Source organism: Streptomyces sp. NPDC050997, from assembly GCF_040660135.1.
Lineage (GTDB): Bacteria > Actinomycetota > Actinomycetes > Streptomycetales > Streptomycetaceae > Streptomyces.
On record NZ_JBFAGK010000008.1, the window covers coordinates 58989 to 80480 of the forward strand.

Annotated in this window: 24 protein-coding genes; 5 read left to right on the forward strand and 19 right to left on the reverse strand. The window is 70.2% G+C overall.

The genetic code is table 11. From position 1 onward, the window contains the following. Positions 1-22: 22 nt before the first annotated feature. From AB0H86_RS19865 to AB0H86_RS19875, 3 genes are all read right to left on the reverse strand, one after another. The gene (locus AB0H86_RS19865) at positions 23-1210 is read right to left on the reverse strand and encodes a dipeptidase (RefSeq protein ID WP_362440650.1); all 1188 of its coding nucleotides are present in this window, start codon (positions 1208-1210) and stop codon (positions 23-25) included. A gap of 32 nt (positions 1211-1242) precedes the next feature. Next, entirely contained in the window at positions 1243-1743 is a 501-nt protein-coding gene (gene purE, locus AB0H86_RS19870) for a 5-(carboxyamino)imidazole ribonucleotide mutase (RefSeq protein ID WP_362439915.1), read from the reverse strand. Between the two features lie 77 nt (positions 1744-1820). Continuing rightward, a complete protein-coding gene (locus tag AB0H86_RS19875) occupies positions 1821-2981 on the reverse strand; it encodes a 5-(carboxyamino)imidazole ribonucleotide synthase (protein WP_362439918.1) in 1161 nt (386 codons plus the stop codon). A 152-nt stretch (positions 2982-3133) separates the two neighbouring features. Here AB0H86_RS19875 and AB0H86_RS19880 point away from each other — a divergent pair, with 152 nt between their 5' ends. Continuing rightward, positions 3134-3679 carry a GtrA family protein gene (locus AB0H86_RS19880; protein WP_362439920.1) on the forward strand — a complete coding sequence of 182 codons (546 nt, stop codon included), beginning with the start codon at positions 3134-3136 and terminating at the stop codon, positions 3677-3679. Positions 3680-3694: 15 nt separating this feature from the next. Here AB0H86_RS19880 and AB0H86_RS19885 read toward each other — a convergent pair whose 3' ends face one another. Both AB0H86_RS19885 and AB0H86_RS19890 read right to left on the reverse strand, forming a co-directional pair. Next, positions 3695-4978, reverse strand: coding sequence for an ATP-binding protein (locus AB0H86_RS19885; protein ID WP_362439923.1), 1284 nt, complete (start codon positions 4976-4978; stop codon positions 3695-3697). A gap of 59 nt (positions 4979-5037) precedes the next feature. Continuing rightward, the gene (locus AB0H86_RS19890) at positions 5038-5715 is read right to left on the reverse strand and encodes a response regulator transcription factor (protein WP_356772541.1); all 678 of its coding nucleotides are present in this window, start codon (positions 5713-5715) and stop codon (positions 5038-5040) included. A gap of 343 nt (positions 5716-6058) precedes the next feature. Here AB0H86_RS19890 and AB0H86_RS19895 point away from each other — a divergent pair, with 343 nt between their 5' ends. Further along, positions 6059-7597: an oligopeptide:H+ symporter gene (locus tag AB0H86_RS19895; protein WP_362439927.1), complete on the forward strand. Its 1539-nt coding sequence runs from the start codon at positions 6059-6061 to the stop codon at positions 7595-7597. An 84-nt stretch (positions 7598-7681) separates the two neighbouring features. On the opposite strand, the gene AB0H86_RS19900 is transcribed toward AB0H86_RS19895, so the two are convergent. From AB0H86_RS19900 to AB0H86_RS19925, 6 genes are all read right to left on the reverse strand, one after another. Next, positions 7682-8947, reverse strand: a complete 1266-nt coding sequence (locus AB0H86_RS19900) for a hypothetical protein (RefSeq protein ID WP_362440653.1) — start codon at positions 8945-8947, stop codon at positions 7682-7684. A gap of 65 nt (positions 8948-9012) precedes the next feature. After that, positions 9013-10161 carry a hypothetical protein gene (locus AB0H86_RS19905; RefSeq protein WP_362439930.1) on the reverse strand — a complete coding sequence of 383 codons (1149 nt, stop codon included), beginning with the start codon at positions 10159-10161 and terminating at the stop codon, positions 9013-9015. Continuing rightward, positions 10158-10535, reverse strand: a complete 378-nt coding sequence (locus AB0H86_RS19910) for a hypothetical protein (RefSeq protein ID WP_362439933.1) — start codon at positions 10533-10535, stop codon at positions 10158-10160. The genes AB0H86_RS19905 and AB0H86_RS19910 overlap by 4 nt, the downstream gene beginning before the upstream one ends. 62 nt (positions 10536-10597) lie before the next feature. Continuing rightward, complete coding sequence (locus AB0H86_RS19915; RefSeq protein ID WP_362439936.1) at positions 10598-11293, reverse strand: LPXTG cell wall anchor domain-containing protein; 696 nt, start codon at positions 11291-11293, stop codon at positions 10598-10600. A gap of 265 nt (positions 11294-11558) precedes the next feature. Continuing rightward, a complete protein-coding gene (locus AB0H86_RS19920) occupies positions 11559-12095 on the reverse strand; it encodes an ATP-binding protein (RefSeq protein ID WP_362439938.1) in 537 nt (178 codons plus the stop codon). A 211-nt stretch (positions 12096-12306) separates the two neighbouring features. Then, positions 12307-12702 carry an STAS domain-containing protein gene (locus AB0H86_RS19925; protein ID WP_362439942.1) on the reverse strand — a complete coding sequence of 132 codons (396 nt, stop codon included), beginning with the start codon at positions 12700-12702 and terminating at the stop codon, positions 12307-12309. A gap of 251 nt (positions 12703-12953) precedes the next feature. On the opposite strand from AB0H86_RS19925, the gene AB0H86_RS19930 reads away from it, so the two are divergent. Then, positions 12954-13847: an RNA polymerase sigma factor SigF gene (locus AB0H86_RS19930; protein ID WP_362439945.1), complete on the forward strand. Its 894-nt coding sequence runs from the start codon at positions 12954-12956 to the stop codon at positions 13845-13847. 111 nt (positions 13848-13958) lie between these two features. On the opposite strand, the gene AB0H86_RS19935 is transcribed toward AB0H86_RS19930, so the two are convergent. The 3 genes from AB0H86_RS19935 to AB0H86_RS19945 are packed head-to-tail and all read right to left on the reverse strand — an operon-like array spanning position 13959 to position 15659. After that, on the reverse strand, positions 13959-14255 hold the full coding sequence (locus tag AB0H86_RS19935) for a hypothetical protein (RefSeq protein ID WP_362439948.1): 297 nt from the start codon (positions 14253-14255) through the stop codon (positions 13959-13961). Positions 14256-14258: 3 nt separating this feature from the next. Beyond that, the gene (locus AB0H86_RS19940; protein WP_362439951.1) at positions 14259-15194 is read right to left on the reverse strand and encodes a hypothetical protein; all 936 of its coding nucleotides are present in this window, start codon (positions 15192-15194) and stop codon (positions 14259-14261) included. 33 nt (positions 15195-15227) lie between these two features. Then, positions 15228-15659 carry an ATP-binding protein gene (locus AB0H86_RS19945; RefSeq protein WP_362439954.1) on the reverse strand — a complete coding sequence of 144 codons (432 nt, stop codon included), beginning with the start codon at positions 15657-15659 and terminating at the stop codon, positions 15228-15230. 220 nt (positions 15660-15879) lie between these two features. On the opposite strand from AB0H86_RS19945, the gene AB0H86_RS19950 reads away from it, so the two are divergent. Both AB0H86_RS19950 and AB0H86_RS19955 read left to right on the forward strand, forming a co-directional pair. After that, the gene (locus AB0H86_RS19950) at positions 15880-16731 is read left to right on the forward strand and encodes a helix-turn-helix transcriptional regulator (RefSeq protein WP_362439957.1); all 852 of its coding nucleotides are present in this window, start codon (positions 15880-15882) and stop codon (positions 16729-16731) included. A gap of 8 nt (positions 16732-16739) precedes the next feature. Next, entirely contained in the window at positions 16740-16946 is a 207-nt protein-coding gene (locus AB0H86_RS19955; protein WP_362439960.1) for a DUF397 domain-containing protein, read from the forward strand. 19 nt (positions 16947-16965) lie between these two features. Here AB0H86_RS19955 and AB0H86_RS19960 read toward each other — a convergent pair whose 3' ends face one another. Genes AB0H86_RS19960 through AB0H86_RS19980 form a run of 5 tightly spaced genes read right to left on the reverse strand, consistent with a single transcriptional unit; the run spans position 16966 to position 21416 of the window. Further along, the gene (locus AB0H86_RS19960; RefSeq protein ID WP_362439963.1) at positions 16966-17337 is read right to left on the reverse strand and encodes a hypothetical protein; all 372 of its coding nucleotides are present in this window, start codon (positions 17335-17337) and stop codon (positions 16966-16968) included. Next, positions 17334-17597 (reverse strand): hypothetical protein, encoded by a 264-nt coding sequence (locus AB0H86_RS19965; protein WP_362439966.1) that lies wholly within the window; start codon positions 17595-17597, stop codon positions 17334-17336. Before AB0H86_RS19965 ends, AB0H86_RS19960 begins: the two co-directional genes overlap by 4 nt. A 50-nt stretch (positions 17598-17647) precedes the next feature. After that, positions 17648-18838 carry an imidazolonepropionase gene (gene hutI / locus AB0H86_RS19970; RefSeq protein WP_362439969.1) on the reverse strand — a complete coding sequence of 397 codons (1191 nt, stop codon included), beginning with the start codon at positions 18836-18838 and terminating at the stop codon, positions 17648-17650. Between the two features lie 32 nt (positions 18839-18870). Beyond that, positions 18871-20217, reverse strand: a complete 1347-nt coding sequence (locus tag AB0H86_RS19975; protein ID WP_362439972.1) for a formimidoylglutamate deiminase — start codon at positions 20215-20217, stop codon at positions 18871-18873. Continuing rightward, positions 20214-21416, reverse strand: a complete 1203-nt coding sequence (locus AB0H86_RS19980) for an allantoate amidohydrolase (RefSeq protein ID WP_362439975.1) — start codon at positions 21414-21416, stop codon at positions 20214-20216. Before AB0H86_RS19980 ends, AB0H86_RS19975 begins: the two co-directional genes overlap by 4 nt. Positions 21417-21492: the final 76 nt, after the last annotated feature.

The following is a 21492-nucleotide window of genomic DNA, read 5'->3' on the forward strand; positions in this document are numbered from 1 at the left end:
GCAGGGCCCCGCGCCCCCAGGGTCAGCCGTCCAGTGACGCGATCGTCGCGTTGGACGGTCCCCGCGTCGACTGGAGGTCGCGGGCCACGTCCTCCGCCGCGCCCAGGACCCGTACCGCGTTCTGCCAGGTCAGCTTGACCAGGTCGGGCTTCGACCAGCCGCGGTCCAGGAGTTCGGCGATCAGGTTGGGGTAACCGGAGACATCGCCGAGGCCGTCCGGGGTGAACGCCGTGCCGTCGTAGTCGCCGCCGATGCCGAGGTGGTCGATGCCGGCGACCTCACGCATGTGGTCGAGGTGGTCCGCGACCGTGGCGACCGTCGCGATCGGACGCGGGTTGCTCTCCTCGAAGGCGCGGTGCACCTTCATCGCCTCCGGGGTGGTGGCGAGATGGTGGAAGCCGTGCGCGCGCATGTTCTCGTCGGCCGCCGCCGTCCAGTCCACGGCCGCCTGGAGTACGAACTTGGGGACGAACGTCACCATCGCCACGCCGCCGTTGACGGGCAGGCGTTCCAGCACGTCGTCCGGGATGTTGCGCGGATGGTCGCACACCGCCCGGGACGAGGAGTGCGAGAAGATCACCGGCGCGGACGAGGTGTCCAGCGCGTCCCGCATCGTCGTGGCCGCCACGTGCGAGAGGTCGACCAGCATGCCCTCGCGGTTCATCTCCCGCACGACCTCACGGCCGAAGGCCGAAAGACCGCCGACGCGGGGCCTGTCGGTCGCGGAGTCCGCCCATGCCACGTTGTCGTTGTGGGTGAGGGTCAGGTAGCGGACACCGAGGGCGTACAACCCGCGCAGCGTGGCGAGGGAGTCGGCGATCGAGTGGCCGCCCTCCGCGCCCATGAGCGAGGCGATACGGCCCTCGCCACGCGCCGCCGTCATGTCCGCCGCCGTCAGCGCGGGGCGCAGGTCCCGCGGGTAGCGGGCCAGCAACTGCCGTACGCAGTCGATCTGTTCCAGCGTCGCCGGGACCGGGTCGGGCAGGTCCGAGCGCACGTACACCGACCAGTACTGCGCGCCGACCCCGCCCGCCCGCAGACGGGGGATGTCGGTGTGCAGGTGGGCGCCCTGGTGGGTGGCGATGTCGCGGGCGTCGAGGTCGTAGCGGACCTGTTCGCGCAGCGCCCACGGGAGGTCGTTGTGCCCGTCGACCACGGGGAACTCCCGCAGCAGCTCCCGGGCTTCGTCCAGCGAGGTCGCCGAAGTCACCGGGGTGATCGGGGTCGCCGGGGTCACCGGGGTCACTTCCCGAAGCCGAAGCCGTTGCCCGACCCCTCGACCTTGGCGCGCAGCCGCTTGCCCTTCTCGGTGGCCTGGTCGTTCAGCTCCTGCTGGAACTCCCGCATCCGGACGAGGAGTTCCTCGTCGTGCGTCGCCAGGATCCGGGCCGCGAGCAGGCCCGCGTTGCGCGCGCCGGCGACGGAGACCGTGGCGACCGGGACACCGGCCGGCATCTGCACGATGGACAGCAACGAGTCCATGCCGTCGAGGTACTTCAGCGGGACGGGAACGCCGATCACCGGCAGCGGCGTCACGGACGCGAGCATCCCGGGCAGATGGGCCGCGCCGCCGGCACCGGCGATGATGACCTTCAGCCCGCGCTCGGCGGCCTGCTCCCCGTACGTGATCATCTCGCGGGGCATCCGGTGCGCGGAGACGACGTCCACCTCGTACGGGATCTCGAACTCGTCGAGGGCCTGGGCGGCGGCCTCCATGACGGGCCAGTCGGAGTCCGAACCCATGACGATGCCAACCAATGGAACAGAGCGCGCGTCAGCGCTCGTTGAGGGGTGGTGGTCGGGCGACGGGTGGGCGGGGCTCATTCGGTGATCGTGCCTCTCAGGTAGCCGGCAGCGTGACGGGCGCGCTCCAGCACGTCGTCCAGGTCGTCGCCGTAGGTGTTGACGTGACCGACCTTACGGCCGGGCTTCACGTCCTTGCCGTACATGTGGATCTTCAGCTGGGGGTCGCGGGCCATGCAGTGCAGGTACGCGGAGTACATGTCCGGGTAGTCGCCGCCGAGCACGTTGACCATGACCGTCCACGGGGCACGCGGGCGCGGGTCGCCGAGCGGGAGGTCGAGGACCGCGCGGACGTGGTTGGCGAACTGGGACGTGATCGCCCCGTCCATCGACCAGTGGCCGGAGTTGTGCGGGCGCATCGCGAGCTCGTTGACGAGGATGCGTCCGTCGCGGGTCTGGAACAGCTCGACGGCGAGGTGCCCGACGACGTCCAGTTCCTTGGCGATGGTCAGGGCCATCTCCTCGGCCCGCAGCGCCAGCGTCGGGTCCAGGTCCGGAGCGGGCGCGATCACCGTGTCGCAGACGCCGTTCACCTGGCGGGACTCGACGACCGGGTAGGCCACGGCCTGGCCGTGCGGGGAGCGTACGACGTCGGCGGCGAGCTCCCGGGCGAAGTCGACCTTCTCCTCGGCGAGGACGGCGACGCCCGCGCGGAAGGGCTCCTGGGCCCCAGTCACGTCGTCGACGACCCACACGCCCTTGCCGTCGTAGCCGCCGCGGACGGTCTTGAGGACGACGGGGAAACCGTCCCCCTCGGCGCCTTCGGCGAGGCCTTCCGCCGCGAAGGCCGCCACGTCGGCCGGGTCGCTCACGATCCGGTGCCGTGGGCACGGCACCCCGATCGCGTCGAGCCTCGCCCGCATCACGCCCTTGTCCTGGGCGTGCACGAGCGCGTCCGGGCCGGGGCGGACAGGAATGCCATCCGCCTCCAGCGCCCGGAGGTGCTCGGTGGGTACGTGTTCGTGATCGAAGGTGATCACATCGCACCCGCGCGCGAAGTCACGCAGCGTGTCGAGATCGCGGTAGTCGCCGATGACGACATCGCTCACGACCTGCGCCGCGGAATCCTGGGGGGTGTCACTGAGGAGCTTGAACCTGATGCCGAGCGGGATGCCCGCCTCGTGTGTCATACGAGCGAGCTGCCCCCCGCCGACCATGCCGACTACCGGGAACGTCACGCTCCTAGGGTATCGGCCACGCGGCGGTGGCCGGTTTCCAGCCCTCGCGGCCCGGCTTTGCCGTCCTGAGAGCTCACCCATAGGCGATCACTAAGGGGGGATGGTTAGCATGGTTGAGTTGACGAAATCTACGGACGGGGGCCTGGACAGCCATGGAACGTGGTTCCTCGGGGCTTCCTGCGGCACCTCCGGCGCCTGCCAGTGCGGCGCGCCAACGGGTCGACCGGCTCGTGCGTGAGGCCGTCAAGTTCGGCGCCGTGGGCGGTGCCGGAGTGCTGGTCAACCTGCTCGTCTTCAACCTGGTCCGGCACTCGACCGACCTCCAGGTGGTGCGGGCGAGCGTCATAGCGACCGTCGTCGCCATCGTCTTCAACTATGTCGGCTTCCGGTACTTCACCTACCGGGACCGCGACAAGAGCGGCCGTACCAAGGAACTCTCCCTGTTCCTGCTGTTCAGCGCGGTCGGCCTGGTGATCGAGAACGGCGTGCTCTACGCGGCGACCTACGGGTTCGGCTGGGACAGCTCGCTGCAGAGCAACATCTTCAAGTTCGTCGGCATCGGCGTCGCGACCCTGTTCCGCTTCTGGTCGTACCGCACCTGGGTCTTCCGCACACTTCCGGCCAAGGAAGCGGTGGCCAGCGCGGAATCGTTCCTGACGACGGACGCGAAGAAGCGCCCGGCGAAGCAGCAGGCCTGACTCTCCTCGCCGCGCTCAGCGGACCGTCGGTTCCCCGTCCTCCGGCTCCGTCGCCGCCGTCTTCCGCAGTGGCGTACGTGACAGGAACAGGCCGAACACCGGGGGCAGGGTCTGGAGCATCTCCAGGCGGCCCCCGTCGGCCTCCGCCAGGTCCCGGGCCACCGCCAGGCCGATGCCCGTGGAGTTGCGGCCGCTGATCGCCCGCTCGAAGATCCGCGCCCCGAGGTCGGTGGGCACCCCGGGCCCCTCGTCCGTGACCTCGATCACCGCCTGGTTGCCGGTGACCCGGGTGCGCAGCGCCACCGTGCCGCCGCCGTGCATGAGGGAGTTCTCGATCAGCGCGGCCAGTACCTGCGCGACCGCCCCCGGGGTACCGACCGCCGTCAGGTGCCGCTTCCCGGAGCTGACGATGGCCCGGCCCGCGCTGCGGTAGGCGGGGCGCCACTCGGCGAGCTGCTGCTGGATGACCTCGTCGAGGTCGAAGGTGACGGCGGAGCCGGTGCGCGGGTCGCGGGAGTTGGTGAGCAGCCGTTCGACCACGTCGGTGAGGCGCTCCACCTGCGTCAACGCCACGTTCGCCTCCTCCTTCACCGTGTCCGGGTCGTCGGTGAGGGTGATCTCCTCCAGGCGCATGGACAGGGCCGTCAGCGGCGTACGGAGCTGGTGGGAGGCGTCGGCGGCGAGCCGGCGTTCCGCGGTGAGCATGCGGGCGATGCGCTCGGCGGAGGAGTCGAGGACGTCGGCGACCCGGTCCAGCTCGGGGACGCCGTAGCGCTTGTGCCGGGGGCGCGGGTCGCCGGAGCCGAGGCGTTCGGCGGTCTCCGCGAGGTCGGTGAGCGGGGAGGCGAGCCGGTTGGCCTGGCGGATGGCGAGCAGCACGGCGGCGATCACCGCGAGCAGCGCCACCAGCCCGATGATCAGCAGGGTCCGGCCGACCTCCCGGGTCACCGAGGAACGCGGCTCCTCGACGACGACGGTCTCGCCCTCCTCGCCGTCGGCCCTGCCCTGGATCACGTCACCGGGCAGCCGGGTGCCGACCTCGATGGTGCGCTCCCCCGGGATCCGGATCACGGCGTACCGATCCTGCGCCACCTGGTCACGCAGGATCTTCGCGTCCACGGTCGCCGAGGTGAGCAGCCTGCTGTCCACGATGCTGGCCAGCCGCTGCGCCTCGGAGTCCACCCGCTCCTGCGCACTGGTGCTGATGGTGCGGGTCTCGACGATGACGAGGGACACCCCGAACACGGCGATCACGACGAGCACCACGGCGAGGGTGGACTGGATCAGACGGCGACGCACGAGGCCCTCCGGGCAGCTTTACGACGAACGGTGCGCCTGTTTTACGACGAACGGTGCGCCTAACTCTTCTCGAACCGGAACCCCACGCCACGCACCGTGGCGATGTACCGGGGGTTCGCCGCGTCGTCACCGAGCTTCTTACGCAGCCAGGAGATGTGCATGTCGAGCGTCTTGGTCGACGACCACCAGGTGGTGTCCCAGACCTCCCGCATCAGCTGGTCGCGTGTGACGACCCGGCCGGCGTCCCGCACGAGGACCCGCAGCAGGTCGAACTCCTTGGCGGTGAGCTGGAGCTCCTCGTCGCCCATCCAGGCGCGGTGCGACTCGACGTCGATACGCACCCCGTGGGTGGCGGGCGGCTGGGCCGGCTCGGCGGCGCCGCGCCGGAGCAGGGCCCGGACACGGGCGAGCAGTTCGGCGAGCCGGAAGGGCTTGGTGACGTAGTCGTCGGCGCCCGCGTCGAGGCCGACGACGGTGTCCACCTCGTCGGCGCGCGCGGTCAGGATGAGGATCGGGACGGTGAGGCCCTCGGCGCGCAGCCGGCGGGCCACTTCGAGGCCGTCCATGCCGGGCAGACCCAGGTCGAGCACGACCAGGTCGACACCGCCCTGCGTTCCGGCGTCGAGCGCGGTGGGACCGTCCTCACGCACCTCGACCTCGTACCCTTCCCGGCGCAGTGCGCGGGCCAGCGGCTCCGAAATGGACGCGTCGTCCTCGGCGAGCAGTACACGGGTCATGAGGTGATGGTAGTCCGCGCAGGCCAGGACCTGGGGTGTGATCGACGGCCCGTTGTTCTTACCTTCGGACGCGATGGTGTGAACCCGCGAGGCCCCATGGAGTGAACCTCTACCTATGGGGTGCGAACGGTGTAGAGACCTTGGAAAGAGTGTGCGAGGTTCCCGTCTTACCTGTGATCCGTGTCTCAAGTCCTTTTATTTCCGGCACTGTCCTGCCGTATGGTGAATGAAAGCCTGTAGCACCGCGGGGACCTTTGGCGAGTAGTTGACGCTGAAGGTCTCTTTTGTGTGCGGGCCGGCTACCCACCGGCCTCCAAGGAAATCCCCCCAGCAAGGATCGACCATGGCGTCCAGCCTGACGAAGGACTCGGTCAACCCGGGCACCCCGGGGTCCGGGAAGACCTTCTTCGGCCACCCCCGCGGACTGGCCACACTCTTCATGACCGAGATGTGGGAGCGATTCTCCTACTACGGCATGAAGGCCCTGCTCACCGTCTATCTGCTCTCCGGCGGCCCCGGCGCCGGCAAGGGCAGCATGGGCGGCGGCCTGGCCATGGACGTGGCCACCACCACGGTGATCGTCTCCGTCTACTCGGCGATGGTGTACCTGCTCGCCATGCCCGGCGGCTGGCTCGGTGACCGCGTCTGGGGCCCACGCAAGACGGTGGCCATCGCCGCCGTCACCATCATGGTCGGCCACCTCGTGCTGGCGCTGCCCGGCGGTCAGGCACCGTTCTTCGCGGGCCTGGCACTGGTCGCGGCCGGTTCCGGTCTGCTCAAGGCCAACATCTCCACGATGGTGGGCCACCTGTACGACGGCCCCGAGGACCCGCGCCGCGACGGCGGCTTCACGATCTTCTACATGGGCATCAACGCGGGCGCGTTCTTCGCCCCGCTGGCCATCGGCACCGTCGGCCAGGAGGTCAACTGGCACCTCGGCTTCGGCATGGCCGCGGTCGGTATGGCGATCGGTCTCGCCGCGTTCCTGCTCGGCACCCGCAACCTGAGCCCGCGCAGCAGCCTCGTCCCCAAGCCGCTGGCGTCCGAGGAGCGCGTCGCCTGGCTGCGCAAGGGCCTGCTCTGGGTGATCGCGGCGGCCGTGTTCTACGGCGTCGTCGGCGTCACCGGCCACTTCACCCTGAACTGGGCGATGATCCCGCTCACGGTCATCGGTCTGATCGTGCCGGCGGGCGTGCTGCTGCGCATCAAGCGGGACAAGGACCTCTCGGGTACCGAGCAGTCGAAGATGACCGCGTACATCTGGTTCTTCGTCGCGGCCGCCGTGTTCTGGATGATCTACGACCAGGGCGCGTCCACCGTCCAGGCGTTCGGTGAGGGCAAGGCGGCGGGCTCACTGCTCGGCTTCGACTTCCCGTCCTCCTGGTACCAGTCCCTGAACCCGCTGTTCATCATGGCGCTGGCCCCGGTCTTCGCCTTCGTCTGGCTGTGGCTCAACCGCGAGGGCAAGGAGCCCAGCACCATCGTGAAGTTCGCGATGGCGCTGGTCCTGATCGGTGTCTCGTTCTTCTTCTTCCTCATCCCGCTGGGCATGTCGTCGAACGGCACCGCGGTCAGCCCGATGTGGCTGGTGGGCATCTACTTCATCCAGACCGTCGGCGAGCTGTGCCTCTCCCCGGTCGGTCTGTCGGTGACCACGAAGATGGCCCCGGCCAAGTACGCCAGCCAGATGATGGGCGTGTGGTTCCTCGCGGTCACCGCGGGCGACTCGGTCACGAGCCTTCTCTCCAACCCGGCGATCGCCGGTGTCGACCTCGGCGGCACCCCCGCCGTCCTCGGGGAGGCGGTCCTCGCCGCCCTCGCCGGCGTGGCGGTGTGGATGTACCGCCGCAAGGTGAAGTCCCTGATGGGTGACGTCCACTGAGGCCTGTCGGCCCGGCCTGACGCGTGGAGGGCCATCGCACCTGCCCGGTGCGGTGGCCCTCCACGCGTCGCGGCCCCGGGTGGGTCAGCGCAACCTCCGCCGTCCCGGCATGAACGTGAACACCGCGCCCCCCAGCAGTACCGCTGTCCCGGCCACCAGGCCGAGGGCCTTGAGGGCGCCGTCCGACTCGGCGCCGGTCTCGGCCAGGCCGCCACCGGACGTCGTACCGGAGGTGCCGCCCGAGCCCGAGGAGCCGGCCGAGCCACCGCCGGACGCGCCGCTCGCCTGCTCGGCGGTGTCCAGCGTGAGGGAGACCTCCGACTTGGTCGGGGTGCAGGTCGTGGTGGTGCCGAGGGCCTTGACCGTCAGGACGCCCGGCGACAGCGTGGACTCGCCGCTCGCACCCGGTTTGTACGTGCCCTTCAGGTCCGGGATCGTCATCGGGTCACCGGCCTTGATGTCCTCCGCGTTGGTCGGGCCCTCCACATGCACCGTGCCCTTGTCGGCACCGCCGAGGACCACCTCCATCGACGGCTTGACCGAGTCCTTGGGAATGGGGGCCGGGCTGTCCATCACCGACCCCTTGAACCGGACGGTGAGGTCGTAACTCCCGCCGTTCTTCTTCGCGTTGATCTGCACGGGCGAGGTCGCGTTCTTGTTGCCGATGGGCGTCTTGCAGGCGTACGGCACCTGGACCTCCTTGCCGGTGAAGTCGGTCTGCCCGGTCCCGTCGTCCCCGCTCTCGGTGGCGCTCGGCGTGCTCGTCGGGGTGGTGGTCGGGGTGCCGGTCGGCGTCGGGGAGCCGGTGCCGGTCCCGGTGGGAGTCGGGCTGGTCGTCGAAGTGCCGTCCCCCGCCGTCACGTTGATGGTCGCGGCCGACTGCACCGCCGCCGTGGGCGCGCACTTGGTGTCCGTCGTCATGACGTTGACGTCGTACGCGTCCGGCGTCAGCGTGACCTGGCCCGGCGCCGTCAGCTTCAGTTTGCCCTTCATGTCGGACAGCACCATGTCCCCGCCCTTGGGGATCGCCGGGTTCTCCCGCGGCCCCTCCATGGCGACGGCGGTGGTCTGCGCGCCGGCCGCCTTCAACGTGCCGGACGGCTGGACGGAGTTCGCGGGCAGGTCGATCAGGTCGGGGTTCTTCGAGGCGGCCTGCACGAACTTCCACACCACCTCGACCTCGTCGCCGACCTTCGCGGTGGCCGGCGCGGTGATCTCCGCCTTGGTGGTGCCGTCGACGGGAGGCAGGCCCGCGGCGGCGGGCGGCACGCAGCGGGTCGCGTACGACACCTCGGCGGCCTGCGCGGACCCCGCGGTCACCCCGAGCAGCGCGCCCGCCCCGCCGAGCACCAGCACGAGGCCCGCCGCGCCCGCTCTTCTCGGCCCGTGGGCCGGTATGACTCTCCTTCGCTCGCTCACGTGGGTCCCTTCGTGGTGGGAGTCGTAGGACTCGTCGGACTGTCGTCGTGCGGTGCGGAGAGCCGACCGGCCGTGCCCGGACCGGCGTCCGGGGTGAACCACGGCAGGGCCGAAGCGGAGGGGGGCGGCCGCTCGGGAGCCTTCGGTCCGGAAGCACCGCGGGCCTTCGGTCCGAAGACACCGCGGGCCTTCGGTCCGGAGGCACCGGAGGTCTTCGACCCGGGCAGGCGCAGCGGGAGTTCGGGCAGTCTGAGGCCGCGGTGCCGGATCCCGCCCGCGCGGCGCGGCCGGACCCGGTCCACCACCGCCATCCCGGCGCGGAACAGCGCGGCCGGCACGACCAGGCAGACCAGGATCCAGAACAGGGTCACGCCCCAGGGCCGGCCCACGTCCCAGTGCTGCTCGGCGAGGACCTTCCCGCCGTACTTCAGCGAGACCGTGTAGTCGCCGTGCGCACCGGCCCCCAGCTCGACGGGCAGCTTGATCCGTGCCTTCCCGCCGGGCTGGAGCGTGCCGCGCCACTGCTGTTCCTCCCACTGCGGGGCGAACACACCGTGGGCGGTGCCGACCTGGAAGACGGGGTCCTTGACGGCGGAGGTGCCGACGTTGCCGACGGTGAGGTCGAGGGTGCGGGAGGGCGGCGCTCCGAACCAGGTCAGCAGCCCACTGGAGCCGTCGAGCCGGGTGTCCGTGAGCACCGACAGGCGGCCGCCGGCCGGCTCGGTGGGCAGCGGCTCGACCGCGTGTCCGGCCACCTGGAAGATCGCGTCGGCCTGGGCCTGAGCCCCGGTCACCGTCGCCACGTGCACCACACACGGACAGGGCACCGGCGGCTCGGCGACCGGCAGCTTCCGGCTGAACCGGCCCTTCCCGTCGGTCGTCACGGCCCGGCCGTCCGCGTTGGCACAGGAGTTGGTGCCGCCGACCACACCCCGGGACGGCACGGCCTGCCCGCAGATCAGGATCATCAGCAGCGCCCGCTCCCGCCAGCCGCCGCCGGTGACGGTGATCGAACCCCCGGTGCCCGCCTGCGAGGTGGACAGCTTCACGCTCGGCCTGTCGGCCGCGTCCGCGCTGCCCGCCAGGGGCAGCAGGAGCAGCGCGAGCACCATCGCCAGCGCCGGGATCCGCAGCTTCCCGCTCACGTCGTCGCTCCCGTCAACTCGGCTTCCGCCCACGGCACTTCGGGCATAGCGCCACCTTCGTCGCCACGACCCGCACCGAGCCCACGGCACCCACGGCGTCGTACGACGAAGAAGGCACCGCCCGCCGGCATCGCTCCCCCGGCGCCCGCCGACGCGCCCCACGGCACGAACCGCGCTGATCCGAGGGCGGTGTCCTGGAGGACCGCCCCGGGCGCGCCCTCCGCGCAGCAGGCGGGTCGGCCGCCGCCGGACGGCGCGACGGACCAGCCGTCGGCGGCCGTGGCGGCCGGAGCGGCGCCGAGCAGCGTCAGGAGGGGCCGGAGGGGCCGGAGGGGCAGGCACAGGGCGCTGAGGGCACGGTCGGTGGACGGCATCGGGCGGCTCCAGCGGCGGGGCAGGTGCGGATGCTGACGACGACGGTCGTCCGCGGACGCGGTCAGCGGCGGGCCGCCTGGTTCCTCCGGGTCAGCCACAGCGTGCCCGCCGCGCCCGCGAGCAGCACCGTGCCGCCGAGCGTGCCGAGGGCGACCACGGAGTCCTCGGGGCCGGTCTGCGGGAGTTCGGTCCCGGAGTCGCCGTCGGCGCTCTGGGTGCCCCCAGAGGAGCTCCCGCCCGCCGCCGTCACGTCCAGGGACAGCGACGGCTGCGGGCTGTTGGTCGGCGTGCAGGTCGTCGTCGTACCCAGCGCCTTGATGGTGAGCACGCCCGCCGTGAAGGTGACCTTGCCGGACTTCTTCGGGGTGTACGTGCCCGACAGGTCGTTGATCTTGATGGGGGTGCTCGCGGGAATCGCGGCCTGGTTGGCGGGGCCGGTGACGGTCAGCGTGCCGCTGTCCGCGCCGCCCAGCTTGATGGTGGCGCTCGGGTTCATCGACCCCTTGCCCAGTTCGACCGGGCTGGAGGAGACACCCTTCTGCCACGACATGGTGACCTTGTAGCCGCCGCCGCTCTTGACGCCCTTGATGTCGATGGGCGAGAGGGCGGACTTGACGCCGATCGGTGTCTCGCACCGGTAGTTGACGTCGACGACCTCGGCGTGGGCCGCGGGGGCGGCCATCAGCACCGCCGAGCCGGCCAGGGCCGCGGCGGACGCGAGCGCGACGGTTCGTTTCTGGTACGTCCGGTTCGACACTGTCCCCTCATTCCTGAAGGCGTTCCTGAACGCGTTCCTGACGGCACATCAGATCGGCCGTCAAGGTACGCCCGGGCTCCAGAGGAAGGAAGACAAAGGAAGCGCCGGATCTGTGGCGATCCGGCGCGGGTGACGTGACGTACGAAGAAGGGGTCGAACCGTGGGTAACCCCTAGGCGGGGCTCATGGCGGAGCTCAAGGCGGGACCCATGGCAGGGCTCATGCGGAGCTCAAGGCGAGAATCGTCGCGAACCTCGTTGCCGGATTCACGCGGGCGCCCCGAGCTCGGCCCACACCGTCTTGCCCGCGGCCTCTGGGCTACGCACCACACCCCAGTCCAGGCACAGCCGCTGCACGATGAACATGCCGTGGCCGCCGGGGCGTCCGGCGCGGTGCGGGGTGCGCGGCGACGGCTGGCCGGTGCCCTTGTCGGAGACCTCGAGGCGGATCACCTTGTTGTCGCAGGTGATCCGCAGTTCGTCCGGCCCCTCGGCGTGCAGACAGGCGTTGGTGACCAGCTCGGAGACGACGAGCAGGACATCCTCGGCGGCGGCCCGCTGGTCGGCGCCGGCGGCGGGCAACCAGCCCCACGCGTGCAACGCCTGGCGGGTGAAGTCGCGGGCGAGCGGGACGACACCGCTCTGCCCTTCGAAGCTCAGCCCGCGCACCTGACGCCCCCCTGACGACACGGCCCCGCCCCCGTCGGACGCCCCGCTCGAGGGCACGCCCCCCTCGGACGTCCCGGAAGCGCCGCTGGGCTCCGGACCGCGGTCGCCCGGCGGGTTAGGCCGGGTGATGCTCATCAGCGCTTCACCTCACCGATTCACCAGTTCACGATTCAAAACATCACTACTCAGTCGGTACATCCGGCCGGTACCCGCAGAGCGGGTACGGATGTCTCCTGCCCGACCGGACCGTGCGAACACCCCCGTATTTCGACACGGAGGGCGTGACGCCCGGAAAGCGCCGGTCACAGGGGGACGAGCGAGGCGTCCCCAGACCCGGCCCGGCGGCTCAGCCGGACTCGTCGGCCTCGTCCGGTACGCCGGCCAGGGCCGCTTCCAGGGTGTCATGGACAGTGAAGACCGCATCCGCCCCCGTGATCTCGAAGACCCGCGAAACCACAGGCAGCATCCCCGCCAGATGCACTCCACCCCCGGCCGCCTCCGCCTTCAGTCGCGCTCCCAGCAGCACGTTCAGCCCGGTGGAGTCGCAGAACTCCAGGCCCGAGCAGTCGACCACCAGTCGACTGAATCCCTTGGCAAGGCAGGCCTCAAGCGGCTCGCGCAACAAATCGGCGGTGTGGTGATCCAACTCACCCGCCGGGGTCACGACGGCACTAGAGCCCGCTTCCCGAACCTCGACCAGAAGCCGGCCCGACTGTGCGCTGCCGACTGTCCCGCGGTCCATGCCGACTTCTCTCCCGACGTCGTGGCTGCTGACTGACGCCCCCGAACACTACGCCTTCTCCACAGCCTCCGACACCCGAACAATCACACGCAAACGGACATAATCACACATAATGCACTTGCGGTGGCCTCGGGAAACCGGGTAGGGCTATGTAGAGACACGTACTCGACACGGCCGGCTTTGGAGGCGCCGCACACCGCAGTGCACAAACTGGCTTCGGCAGCCATATGCCGAGAACGATGGAGGACATCATGTCACCCCGGCTCGACGCATCGCATACCCATGAGTCGACGTCGACACCCCCTCCGGAACATCTGGATCCCATCGAGCAGGACGACGTACTCGCCGGGCTTCCGGAAATCCCGCCTTACGCCGAGGTGGGACCGGTCGACGCGCGGGCACTGTCCAAGACCCTCTTCGCGCGCCTCGAGTCGCTGGAGGAGGGCACCCACGAGTACTCGTACGTCCGCAACACGCTCGTCGAACTCAACCTCGCCCTGGTCAAGTTCGCCGCCTCCCGCTTCCGCTCCCGCAGCGAGCCGATGGAGGACATCATCCAGGTCGGCACCATCGGCCTGATCAAGGCGATCGACCGCTTCGAACTCAGCCGCGGAGTGGAGTTCCCCACTTTCGCGATGCCAACCATCGTCGGCGAGATCAAGCGCTTCTTCCGCGACACCTCGTGGTCCGTGCGCGTCCCGCGCCGGCTTCAGGAGCTCCGGCTCGACCTGGCCAAGGCCGGCGACGAGCTGGCCCAGAAGCTCGACCGCGCCCCGACGGTGGGGGAGCTCGCGGAGCGTCTCGACCTCTCGAAGGACGAGGTCGTCGAGGGCATGGCCGCGTCGAACGCGTACACCGCCTCGTCGCTGGACGCCCAGCCCGAGGAGGACGACGCCGAGGGTGCCCTCGCGGACCGTATCGGCTACGAGGACCACGGGCTCGAAGGCATCGAGTACGTCGAGTCGTTGAAGCCGCTGATCGCCGGCCTTCCCTCGCGGGACCGGAAGATCCTGTCCCTGCGTTTCGTCGCGGGCATGACCCAGTCCGAGATCGGCGACGAACTCGGCATCTCGCAGATGCACGTGTCCCGGCTGCTGTCGCGCACGCTGGTGAAGCTGCGCAAGGGATTGACCGTCGAGGAGTGACGGCGAGCGCGGCTGTCGGTGACTTGGCGACCCGGCCCGGGGTGGGCCGGGTCGCAGTTGTCGCCGATGCCATCGCCGACGAGGAGAAGTCTGGGCCTGTGGCCGTTCGGCTCAAGAGCCGTCGGCAAACAGCTCCCACGCGTCGGCGACCTGGTGGGAGCGGTCGAGCCAGGCGCCGAGCTCATCCATGTCGGTGCAGGACAGGACACGGTCGCGGACTTGGCCGGGGACGTCGATCTGACGCCACTGGAGAGTACGCAGGATGAAAGCCGCCCGCTCCTGAGCCCGCCCTTCCTCCCGGCCCTCCTCCCGGCCTTCCTCCCGGCCCTCCTCCCGGCCTTCCTCGCGGCCCTCTTCGCGCACCTGCTCGGCCAGTGGGTGCCGCCAGAAGTACTGGATCCCGGTCACGGCTCAGAAACCTTCGCCGAACAGATCCGCCGCGTCGGTGACCTGGAAGGAACGGTCCAGCCAGGTTTCGAGTTCGTCCATGTCAGTGGAGGAGAGGATGCGCTCGCGGACGGAATCGGGGACATCGATCCGGCGATACCGGAGACTGCGAAGGATCATCTGCGCCCTCTCCGAGGCACGCCCCTCTTCCCGGCCTTCCTCCCGACCTTCCTCGCGGCCTTCCTCCCTGCCTTCCTCCCGGCCTTCCTCGCGCACCTGCTCGGCCAGCGGGTGCCGCCAGAAGTACTGGATCGTCGTCATCAAGTCCCTCCACATCTGCTGGGCCTGGGGGTCCGCCAGGCATGAGTCGATGAACTGCACGAAGACCGCGGCAGTGTCCGCGTCGATGGTCCGCAGGGCGGCTGCCAGGGATTCCAGTATGGCGGCGGCCTGCGGGCCTTTGCCATGTGTCATCGCCGAAAGCACCGCAAGGGGTACGTCTCGTTCGGCCTCCCGCTCGTCGACGATCACCGGCACGTTGTCCGGCCCCAGGACGAATGGCCGTACCGTCAGCGAAGGGCACCCCCGCACCCCGAGATGAATGGGCTCCGCCGCCCAGCGGGCGGTGGCGCTGTTCTGCGTGATGACGATGAGCACCGGTTCACAGCGGTACTTCTCGTGAAGGTAGCTGAGGTAGTACGGCCAACTGCCACGCTTCCTCTCGTCCGGCTTGCCTTGGGACTCGACGACCAAGAGGTAGACGCCCTCGTCGGTCTCCGCCCGAAGCAGCGTGTCCACGCGTCGCTCAACCGGCTCGACCTCGGTGAGGTCCACGTTCATCGCAGCGAAGTCGCGGGGCTCGGGGAAGGGGACGCGTAAGACGTGTTGCAGGGCACGGGTCAGCAGCGCGGGATCCTTCTGGAAGATCCGGTGCAGCGCCTCGTGTGACGAGCCGACCATCGGCTCTCCTTTCTGTCCGACTCGATCAACGAGCTACGCGGCGACCAGGTCACACCCCACGTACTTGCCCCGGTTGCCGAATCTGGAGAGCGGCTGCCAGCCCCAGACGTCGGCGCACGCTTGGACCAGGGCGAGCCCTCTGCCCGCCTCCGCATCCGTGAGGCTCGCCAACTCGCCCGGGGGTCCAGGCGGTTCGGGGTTCGCGTCCCAGGCTCCGATCCGCAGCACGCCCGCCGACCAGCGGACACGGAGGGTCGCGGGGCCCTTCGTGTGGAGTACGGCGTTGGCGACCAGCTCGGTCGCGAGGAGTTCGGCGGTGTCCGCGAGGCGGATGAGGCCGTGCATGGTGAGGATCAGACGGAGGGTGCGGCGGCAGATGGTGACGGCGCGGGGGTCGTTCGGGATGGAGAGGGAGTACTCCCACGGTGCGGGTGCGGGTGCGGGTGCGGGTTCGTTTTCGGGCATGCGGCAGCTCCAGGGGGATGGCGGGTGGTGAGTAGCGGGCGGTGGCAATGCCGCAGCCGTCGTGGCAGGACGGAGTGGTGCGCTTCCGAGGTCCCGGCGTTTCGCAGCGTGTGCGTCGCGTCACTGACGGTAGAGCAAAAATTTTTCCTCACGCAAGCCGATGCCGTAATCTGACACCCGAACGAGGCAGGGCGCAGGCCAGTTGAGGGGGGAGGAGTACATGGCGCCAAGGAGCCAACCCACGGCACGACAGGTGCGCCTGGGCACCGAGTTGCGCCGCCTGCGCGAGGCAGCCGGTTTGAAGGCCCGGGAGGCAGCAGGGCTGTTGAACTCAACGTCGGCGCAGATCAGCCAGGTGGAAGCCGGCTTCGCGGGCGTGAGCGCGGAGCGCGTTCGACGGCTGGCCGCTCACTACGCCTGCACCGATGAGGCGTTGCTCGATGCCCTCGTGGCGATGGCAACCGATCGGACACGGGGTTGGTGGGAGGACTTCCGGGGCGTCCTGTCGACACCGTTTCTGGATGTCGCCGAACTGGAGCACCACGCGACGTTCCTGCGAGACGTGGTCATCATCCACGTACCAGGGATGCTCCAAACGCCGGACTACGCTCGCGCGGTGTTCTCGTACATGAATCCGGGGCTACCCGCGAGCGAGCTGGAACCCCGGGTCGAACATCGGATGCGGCGACGCGCGGTCCTGGAAAGAGACAAGCCCACCCCGTACGAGGCGATCGTCCACGAAGTCGCCCTACGCATCCGCGTCTCCAACCGCCGTGTCGCTCGCGCCCAGCTCAGGCAGATGCTGGACTTGAGCGAGCAGAACGACGTCACTGTGCGCGTCATCCCCGTCGACCAGGACGACTTCGCCGGTGGTGGAGCCGCGATGATGTACCTCGGCGGTCCGGTGCCAAGACTGGATACCGGGCTCCGCGATGCCCCCGTGAACAAGGGTCCCATCGTTGCCGAAGCCCAGCTGCAACGGCTCCGGACCTTGCTCCTCAAGGTGAGCAAGGCGTCACTCGCTCCCGCGCAGTCGCGGGATTTCATCCACAGTGTGGCGAAGGAACTGTGAGGACCCGCGTGACCCAAGCAAGGCAATGGCAGAAGTCCAGCTTCTCCGACGGCAGTGACGGCGACACCTGCGTCGAACTCGCCGCCACCCCCACCACCCTCCACCTCCGCGAAAGCGACACCCCCGACACCGAACTCACCACCACCACCGCCCCGTTGGCCCACCTCATACGCGGCGTGAAGTCAGGCCTGCTCCCCGTCGCGACCCCCGACTGATCAATCTCTCCGTGCGCCGTCACGGCTTCCCGATGTCCACGACCCACACTCCCGTACCGTCATAGACCTCGGGCGTCGCGGTCAGGATCTGCCCCTCGACACTGTCGGCGGCGGCTGCGTAGACCGCGTGCCCGAACGCCCAGTCCAACCCTTCGGACACGACCTGTTCGACGGCGGCGGTACCCGCGAAATCGAGCGGCAGGAACTCAAGACCGGGTAGGGCCCCGACGTGCGCTGCCACGCCAGGACGTTCAAGACTGGCCGCGACGAGACACAGGGCGGGAACGTGCGCCCGCTGGGCCGGATCGTCTACCTCCACGACAGCCAGCCCGGAGAGCAGCCGATGTCCGCGGCAGAGGGCGAGGACCGCCGTGTGATCCAGAATGATCACCTCCTGCTCCCCACCTGACCGGCGGCAATCGCCGCCCGCCATTCCTCCGCCTCATGCACGTCGCCCTCCGTGAAGTCCTCCCGCAGGTGGGTACGCACATATGCCACGGCCCGGGCCGTGCGCTCGGCCCGCTCGACCTCGGTGGGCGTGGCGGCGACGACGCGCTCGACGTATGCCCGAGTACTCATGCCACGCTCTTCCGCCAGCGTGCGGAGGCGGTCCCTTATCGATTCACTGATCTTGATCGTGGTGTCGGTCATGGGGCAAGAATACATTTGAATACCAGCGGTGACGTCAGATGAATTGACGCTCACCCTTCTACACGGGCGCCCCGCCGCCACACCCCGCTGACCAGCGGAACCCCCGGCCGGTAGGCCAGGTGAACGTGGCTCGGGGCGTCGAGCAGGGTCAGGTCGGCGTACGCCCCCGGCGTGAGGCGGCCGACGTCCTCACGGCGCAGCGCCCGGGCCCCGCCCGCCGTCGCGGACCACACCGCCTCGTCCGGGGTCATCCCCATGTCCCGTACCGCGAGGGCGATGCAGAAGGGCACGGATGAGGTGAAGGACGAGCCCGGGTTGCAGTCGGTGGACAGGGCGACGGTCACGCCGGCGTCCAGGAGGCGGCGGGCGTTCGGCCATTCGGCGCGGGTGGAGAACTCTGCGCCGGGGAGCAGCGTCGCCACCGTGTTGCCGTCGGCCAGGGCGTCGATGTCCGCGTCCGTCAGGTGGGTGCAGTGGTCGGCGCTGGCCGCGTCCAGCTCCACCGCCAGTTGGACGCCGGGGCCGTACGACAGTTGGTTGGCGTGGACGCGGGGGTGGAGCCCCTTCGCCTTGCCCGCCGTGAGGATCGCGCGGGCCTGGTCGCCGTCGAAGGCGCCCTTCTCGCAGAAGACGTCGATCCAACGGGCGTACGGGGCACAGGCGTCGAGCATCTCGCCGGTGACGAGGGCGACGTACGCGGCGGGGTCGTCGGCGTAGTCGGGGGAGACGATGTGGGCGCCTAGGTAGGTGACCTCGTCGGTGTGGGCGGCCGCGATACGCAGGGCGCGGGACTCGTCGGCGACAGTCAGTCCGTAGCCGGACTTGGTCTCGAAGGTGGTCGTGCCCTGGCGGAGGGCTTCGTCGAGGTAGCGGGTGAGGTTGGTCTCCAGTTCGCTGTCCGTCGCCGCGCGGGTCGCCAAGACCGTCGTACGGATGCCGCCCGCGCTGTACGGGCGCCCCGACATCCGGGCGTTGAACTCCTGCGTCCGGTCGCCCGCGAAGACCAGGTGGGAGTGGGAGTCGACGAAGCCGGGGAGGACCGCCCGGCCGCCGGCGTCGACCCGATTGTCAGTGGTGGGTGCTTTGCTTGATTCACCGGTCCACGCGATGCGGTCGCCGTCGATGACGACGGCCGCGTCCTGGATCAGACCGAGTGGGGAGCCGTCACCGAGGGAGGGATCGTTGGTGACCAGTGTGGCGATGTTGGTGATGACGGTGGTCGTGCCGGTGGTGCTGCTCATCGTGTCCTCGTGGGGGCGGGGTTCGGAGGTCCTTACGCGCGCAGGGCTTCGACGGCCCGCGCCAGAGCTTGCGGCACATCGGGTACGAGCGTGTGCGCCCCGTCGCGTACGACGTGCCGCCCGCCCACGATCGTGTGCCGTACATCCGCTGCCGTCGCCGCGAATACGGCCGTCTCGGCACCGAGCCTGGGCAGCGGCCCCGCTGTCCTGACGGTGTCGAGCGCGATCGTCGTGAGGTCGGCGAGCGCGCCTGCCTCGATGGTGCCGGCCTCGCCCCAGCCGAGGGCCGCGTGACCGTCGGCGGAGGCGGCCCTCAGTAGGGCGGCGGCGGTCCAGTGGCCGCGGGTGCGGGTGCGCAGGCGCTCGTTCAGCTCCATCGCGCGCGCCTCTTCGAGCAGGTCGATGACGGCGTGACTGTCGGAGCCGAGGGAGAGGGGCGAGCCGGCCTTCTGCAGGGCGACGGCGGGTCCGATGCCGTCGGCGAGGTCCCGCTCCGTCGTGGGGCACATGCAGGTGCCGGTGCCGGAACCGCCGAGCAGAGCGATGTCCTCGTGGGTGAGGTGCGTGCTGTGGACGCCCGTGGTGCGCGTCCCGAGGACGCCGTGGTCGGCGAGCAGCTGGGTGGGCGTGCGCCCGTGGGCGGCCCGGCAGGCGTCGTTCTCGGCGGTCTGCTCGGACAGGTGCACATGGAGCGGGGCCCGCCGCTCCTCGGCCCACCGGGCCACGGTCGCCAACTGCCGGGCGGGTACGGCCCGTACGGAGTGGATGGCGGCCCCGATCCGCGCGTGATCCCGGTCCTTGAGAACTGAACAGCGTGTCGCCCAGGCGTCCGCGTCCCTGTCGGAGAAGCGGAGTTGGTGGGTGTTGGGCGGCTGTCCGAAGCCGGAGGAAAGGTAGGCGGTGTCGAGGAGGGTGATGCGGATACCGGCTTCGGCGGCGGCCTGGATCAGGGCCTCGCCCATCGCGTTCGGGTCGGCGTACGGGGTGCCGCCCGGGGCGTGGTGCACGTAGTGGAACTCGCCGACGGCGGTGATGCCGGCCAGGGCCATCTCGGCGTACACGGCCCGGGCGAGCGCGAGGTAGGTCTCGGGGGTCAGCTTGTCGGCGAACGAGTACATGACCTCGCGCCAGGTCCAGAAGGTGCCGGAGCCGACCTGCACGGTGCCGCGCAGGGCACGGTGGAAGGCGTGCGAGTGGGTGTTCGCCAGGCCGGGGAGGGTCAGCCCGCGGAGGGCTTCGGCGCCGGGCGGCGGGGTGTCGATGTCTGTGCGGACGGCGGTGACACGGCCGTCCTTGACCTCGACGACGACCCCCGGCTCGACGTGGGTGTCGAGCCAGGCGTGCTCCAGCCAGTACGTCCGTGTGTGGGGATGGGTCACCTGCGGGCCAGCCCTTCCAGTACGTCGGCGAGTGCGGTCACCCCGGCCACGCAGTCGTCCTCCGTCGCGTACTCGGCCGGGGAGTGCGAGACGCCGGTGGGGTTGCGTACGAACAGCATGGCGGTCGGGATGCTTGCGGAGAGAATCCCGGCGTCGTGTCCGGCGCCGGTGCCGAGGACGGGGACCTTGAGGTCCGTGTCCTTGCCCAGGATGCGGGCGAGTTCGTCGCGCAGGGCGTGGTCGAACTCGATGACGGGCGTGAAGGACTCACGGACGACGTCGAGGTCGACACCGTGTTCCCGGGCGTGGGCGCGGGCCGCCTTCTCGATCCCGTCGACCACGGTGTCCAGGGACTCCTGGTCGGCGGCGCGGGAGTCGAGCCAGCCGCGCACCAGGGAGGGGATCGCGTTGACGCCGTTGGGCTCCACGGCGATCTTGCCGAAGGTGGCGACCGCTCCCGCGAGTTGTGCCTCGCGGCGGGCGGCGAGGACGGTCTCGGCGTAGGACAGCATGGGGTCGCGCCGGTCGACCAGCCGGGTGGTGCCGGCGTGGTTGGCCTCGCCCCGGAAGTCGAACCGCCACCGCCCGTGCGGCCAGATGGAGCTCGCGATGCCGACCTGGTCGCCGCTGAGGTCCAGCGCGCGCCCCTGCTCCACGTGCAGTTCGACGAAGGCACCGATCCGGGCGAGCCGCTCCGGGTCCGGTCCGATGGCGTCGGGGTCGTATCCGGCGGCCGCCATGGCCTGCGGCAGGGTGATCCCGTCACCGTCGGTCAGCCGGTGTGCCTGCTCGACGCCGAGTTCCCCGGCGGCCAGCCTCGACCCGACACAGGCGAGCCCGAACCGGGCGCCCTCCTCGTCACCGAAGTTGACGATCGCGAGCGGCTTGGCGAGCGTGACGCCACGCACGCGCAGTTCGTCGAGCGCGGCGAAGGAGGACACGACTCCGAGGGGGCCGTCGAAGGCACCGCCGTCCGGTACGGAGTCGAGATGGGACCCGGTGACGACAGCGTCCCCGGCGTCGGGGTCCCCGAGCCACGCCCACTGGTTCCCGTTCCGGTCGACCTCGTAGGCCAGCCCACGGCTCTCAGCCTGCTCCCTGAACCAGGCCCGGCAGTCGACGTCGGCACCCGTCCAGGCGAAGCGCCGATAGCCCCCGGAGTCGGGGTGCCGCCCAATGGGCCGCAGCTCACGCCACATCGAGTGGAACGAGCTGCCACCCGAACCGGCATCCGCCACAGGCCGCGAGCCGCCAGGCCGCGAGTCGCCAGGCCGC

Coding starts and splice junctions, on each gene's coding strand:
- purE (WP_362439915.1), bottom strand. CDS start 1,743: ATGGGTTCGGACTCCGACTGGCCCGTCATGGAGGCCGCCGCCCAGGCC.
- AB0H86_RS19880 (WP_362439920.1), top strand. CDS start 3,134: ATGGAACGTGGTTCCTCGGGGCTTCCTGCGGCACCTCCGGCGCCTGCC.
- AB0H86_RS19890 (WP_356772541.1), bottom strand. CDS start 5,715: ATGACCCGTGTACTGCTCGCCGAGGACGACGCGTCCATTTCGGAGCCG.
- AB0H86_RS19895 (WP_362439927.1), top strand. CDS start 6,059: ATGGCGTCCAGCCTGACGAAGGACTCGGTCAACCCGGGCACCCCGGGG.
- AB0H86_RS19910 (WP_362439933.1), bottom strand. CDS start 10,535: ATGCCGTCCACCGACCGTGCCCTCAGCGCCCTGTGCCTGCCCCTCCGG.
- AB0H86_RS19920 (WP_362439938.1), bottom strand. CDS start 12,095: ATGAGCATCACCCGGCCTAACCCGCCGGGCGACCGCGGTCCGGAGCCC.
- AB0H86_RS19925 (WP_362439942.1), bottom strand. CDS start 12,702: ATGGACCGCGGGACAGTCGGCAGCGCACAGTCGGGCCGGCTTCTGGTC.
- AB0H86_RS19930 (WP_362439945.1), top strand. CDS start 12,954: ATGTCACCCCGGCTCGACGCATCGCATACCCATGAGTCGACGTCGACA.
- AB0H86_RS19940 (WP_362439951.1), bottom strand. CDS start 15,194: ATGGTCGGCTCGTCACACGAGGCGCTGCACCGGATCTTCCAGAAGGAT.
- AB0H86_RS19945 (WP_362439954.1), bottom strand. CDS start 15,659: ATGCCCGAAAACGAACCCGCACCCGCACCCGCACCCGCACCGTGGGAG.
- AB0H86_RS19950 (WP_362439957.1), top strand. CDS start 15,880: ATGGCGCCAAGGAGCCAACCCACGGCACGACAGGTGCGCCTGGGCACC.
- AB0H86_RS19965 (WP_362439966.1), bottom strand. CDS start 17,597: ATGACCGACACCACGATCAAGATCAGTGAATCGATAAGGGACCGCCTC.
- hutI (WP_362439969.1), bottom strand. CDS start 18,838: ATGAGCAGCACCACCGGCACGACCACCGTCATCACCAACATCGCCACA.
- AB0H86_RS19980 (WP_362439975.1), bottom strand. CDS start 21,416: ATGTGGCGTGAGCTGCGGCCCATTGGGCGGCACCCCGACTCCGGGGGC.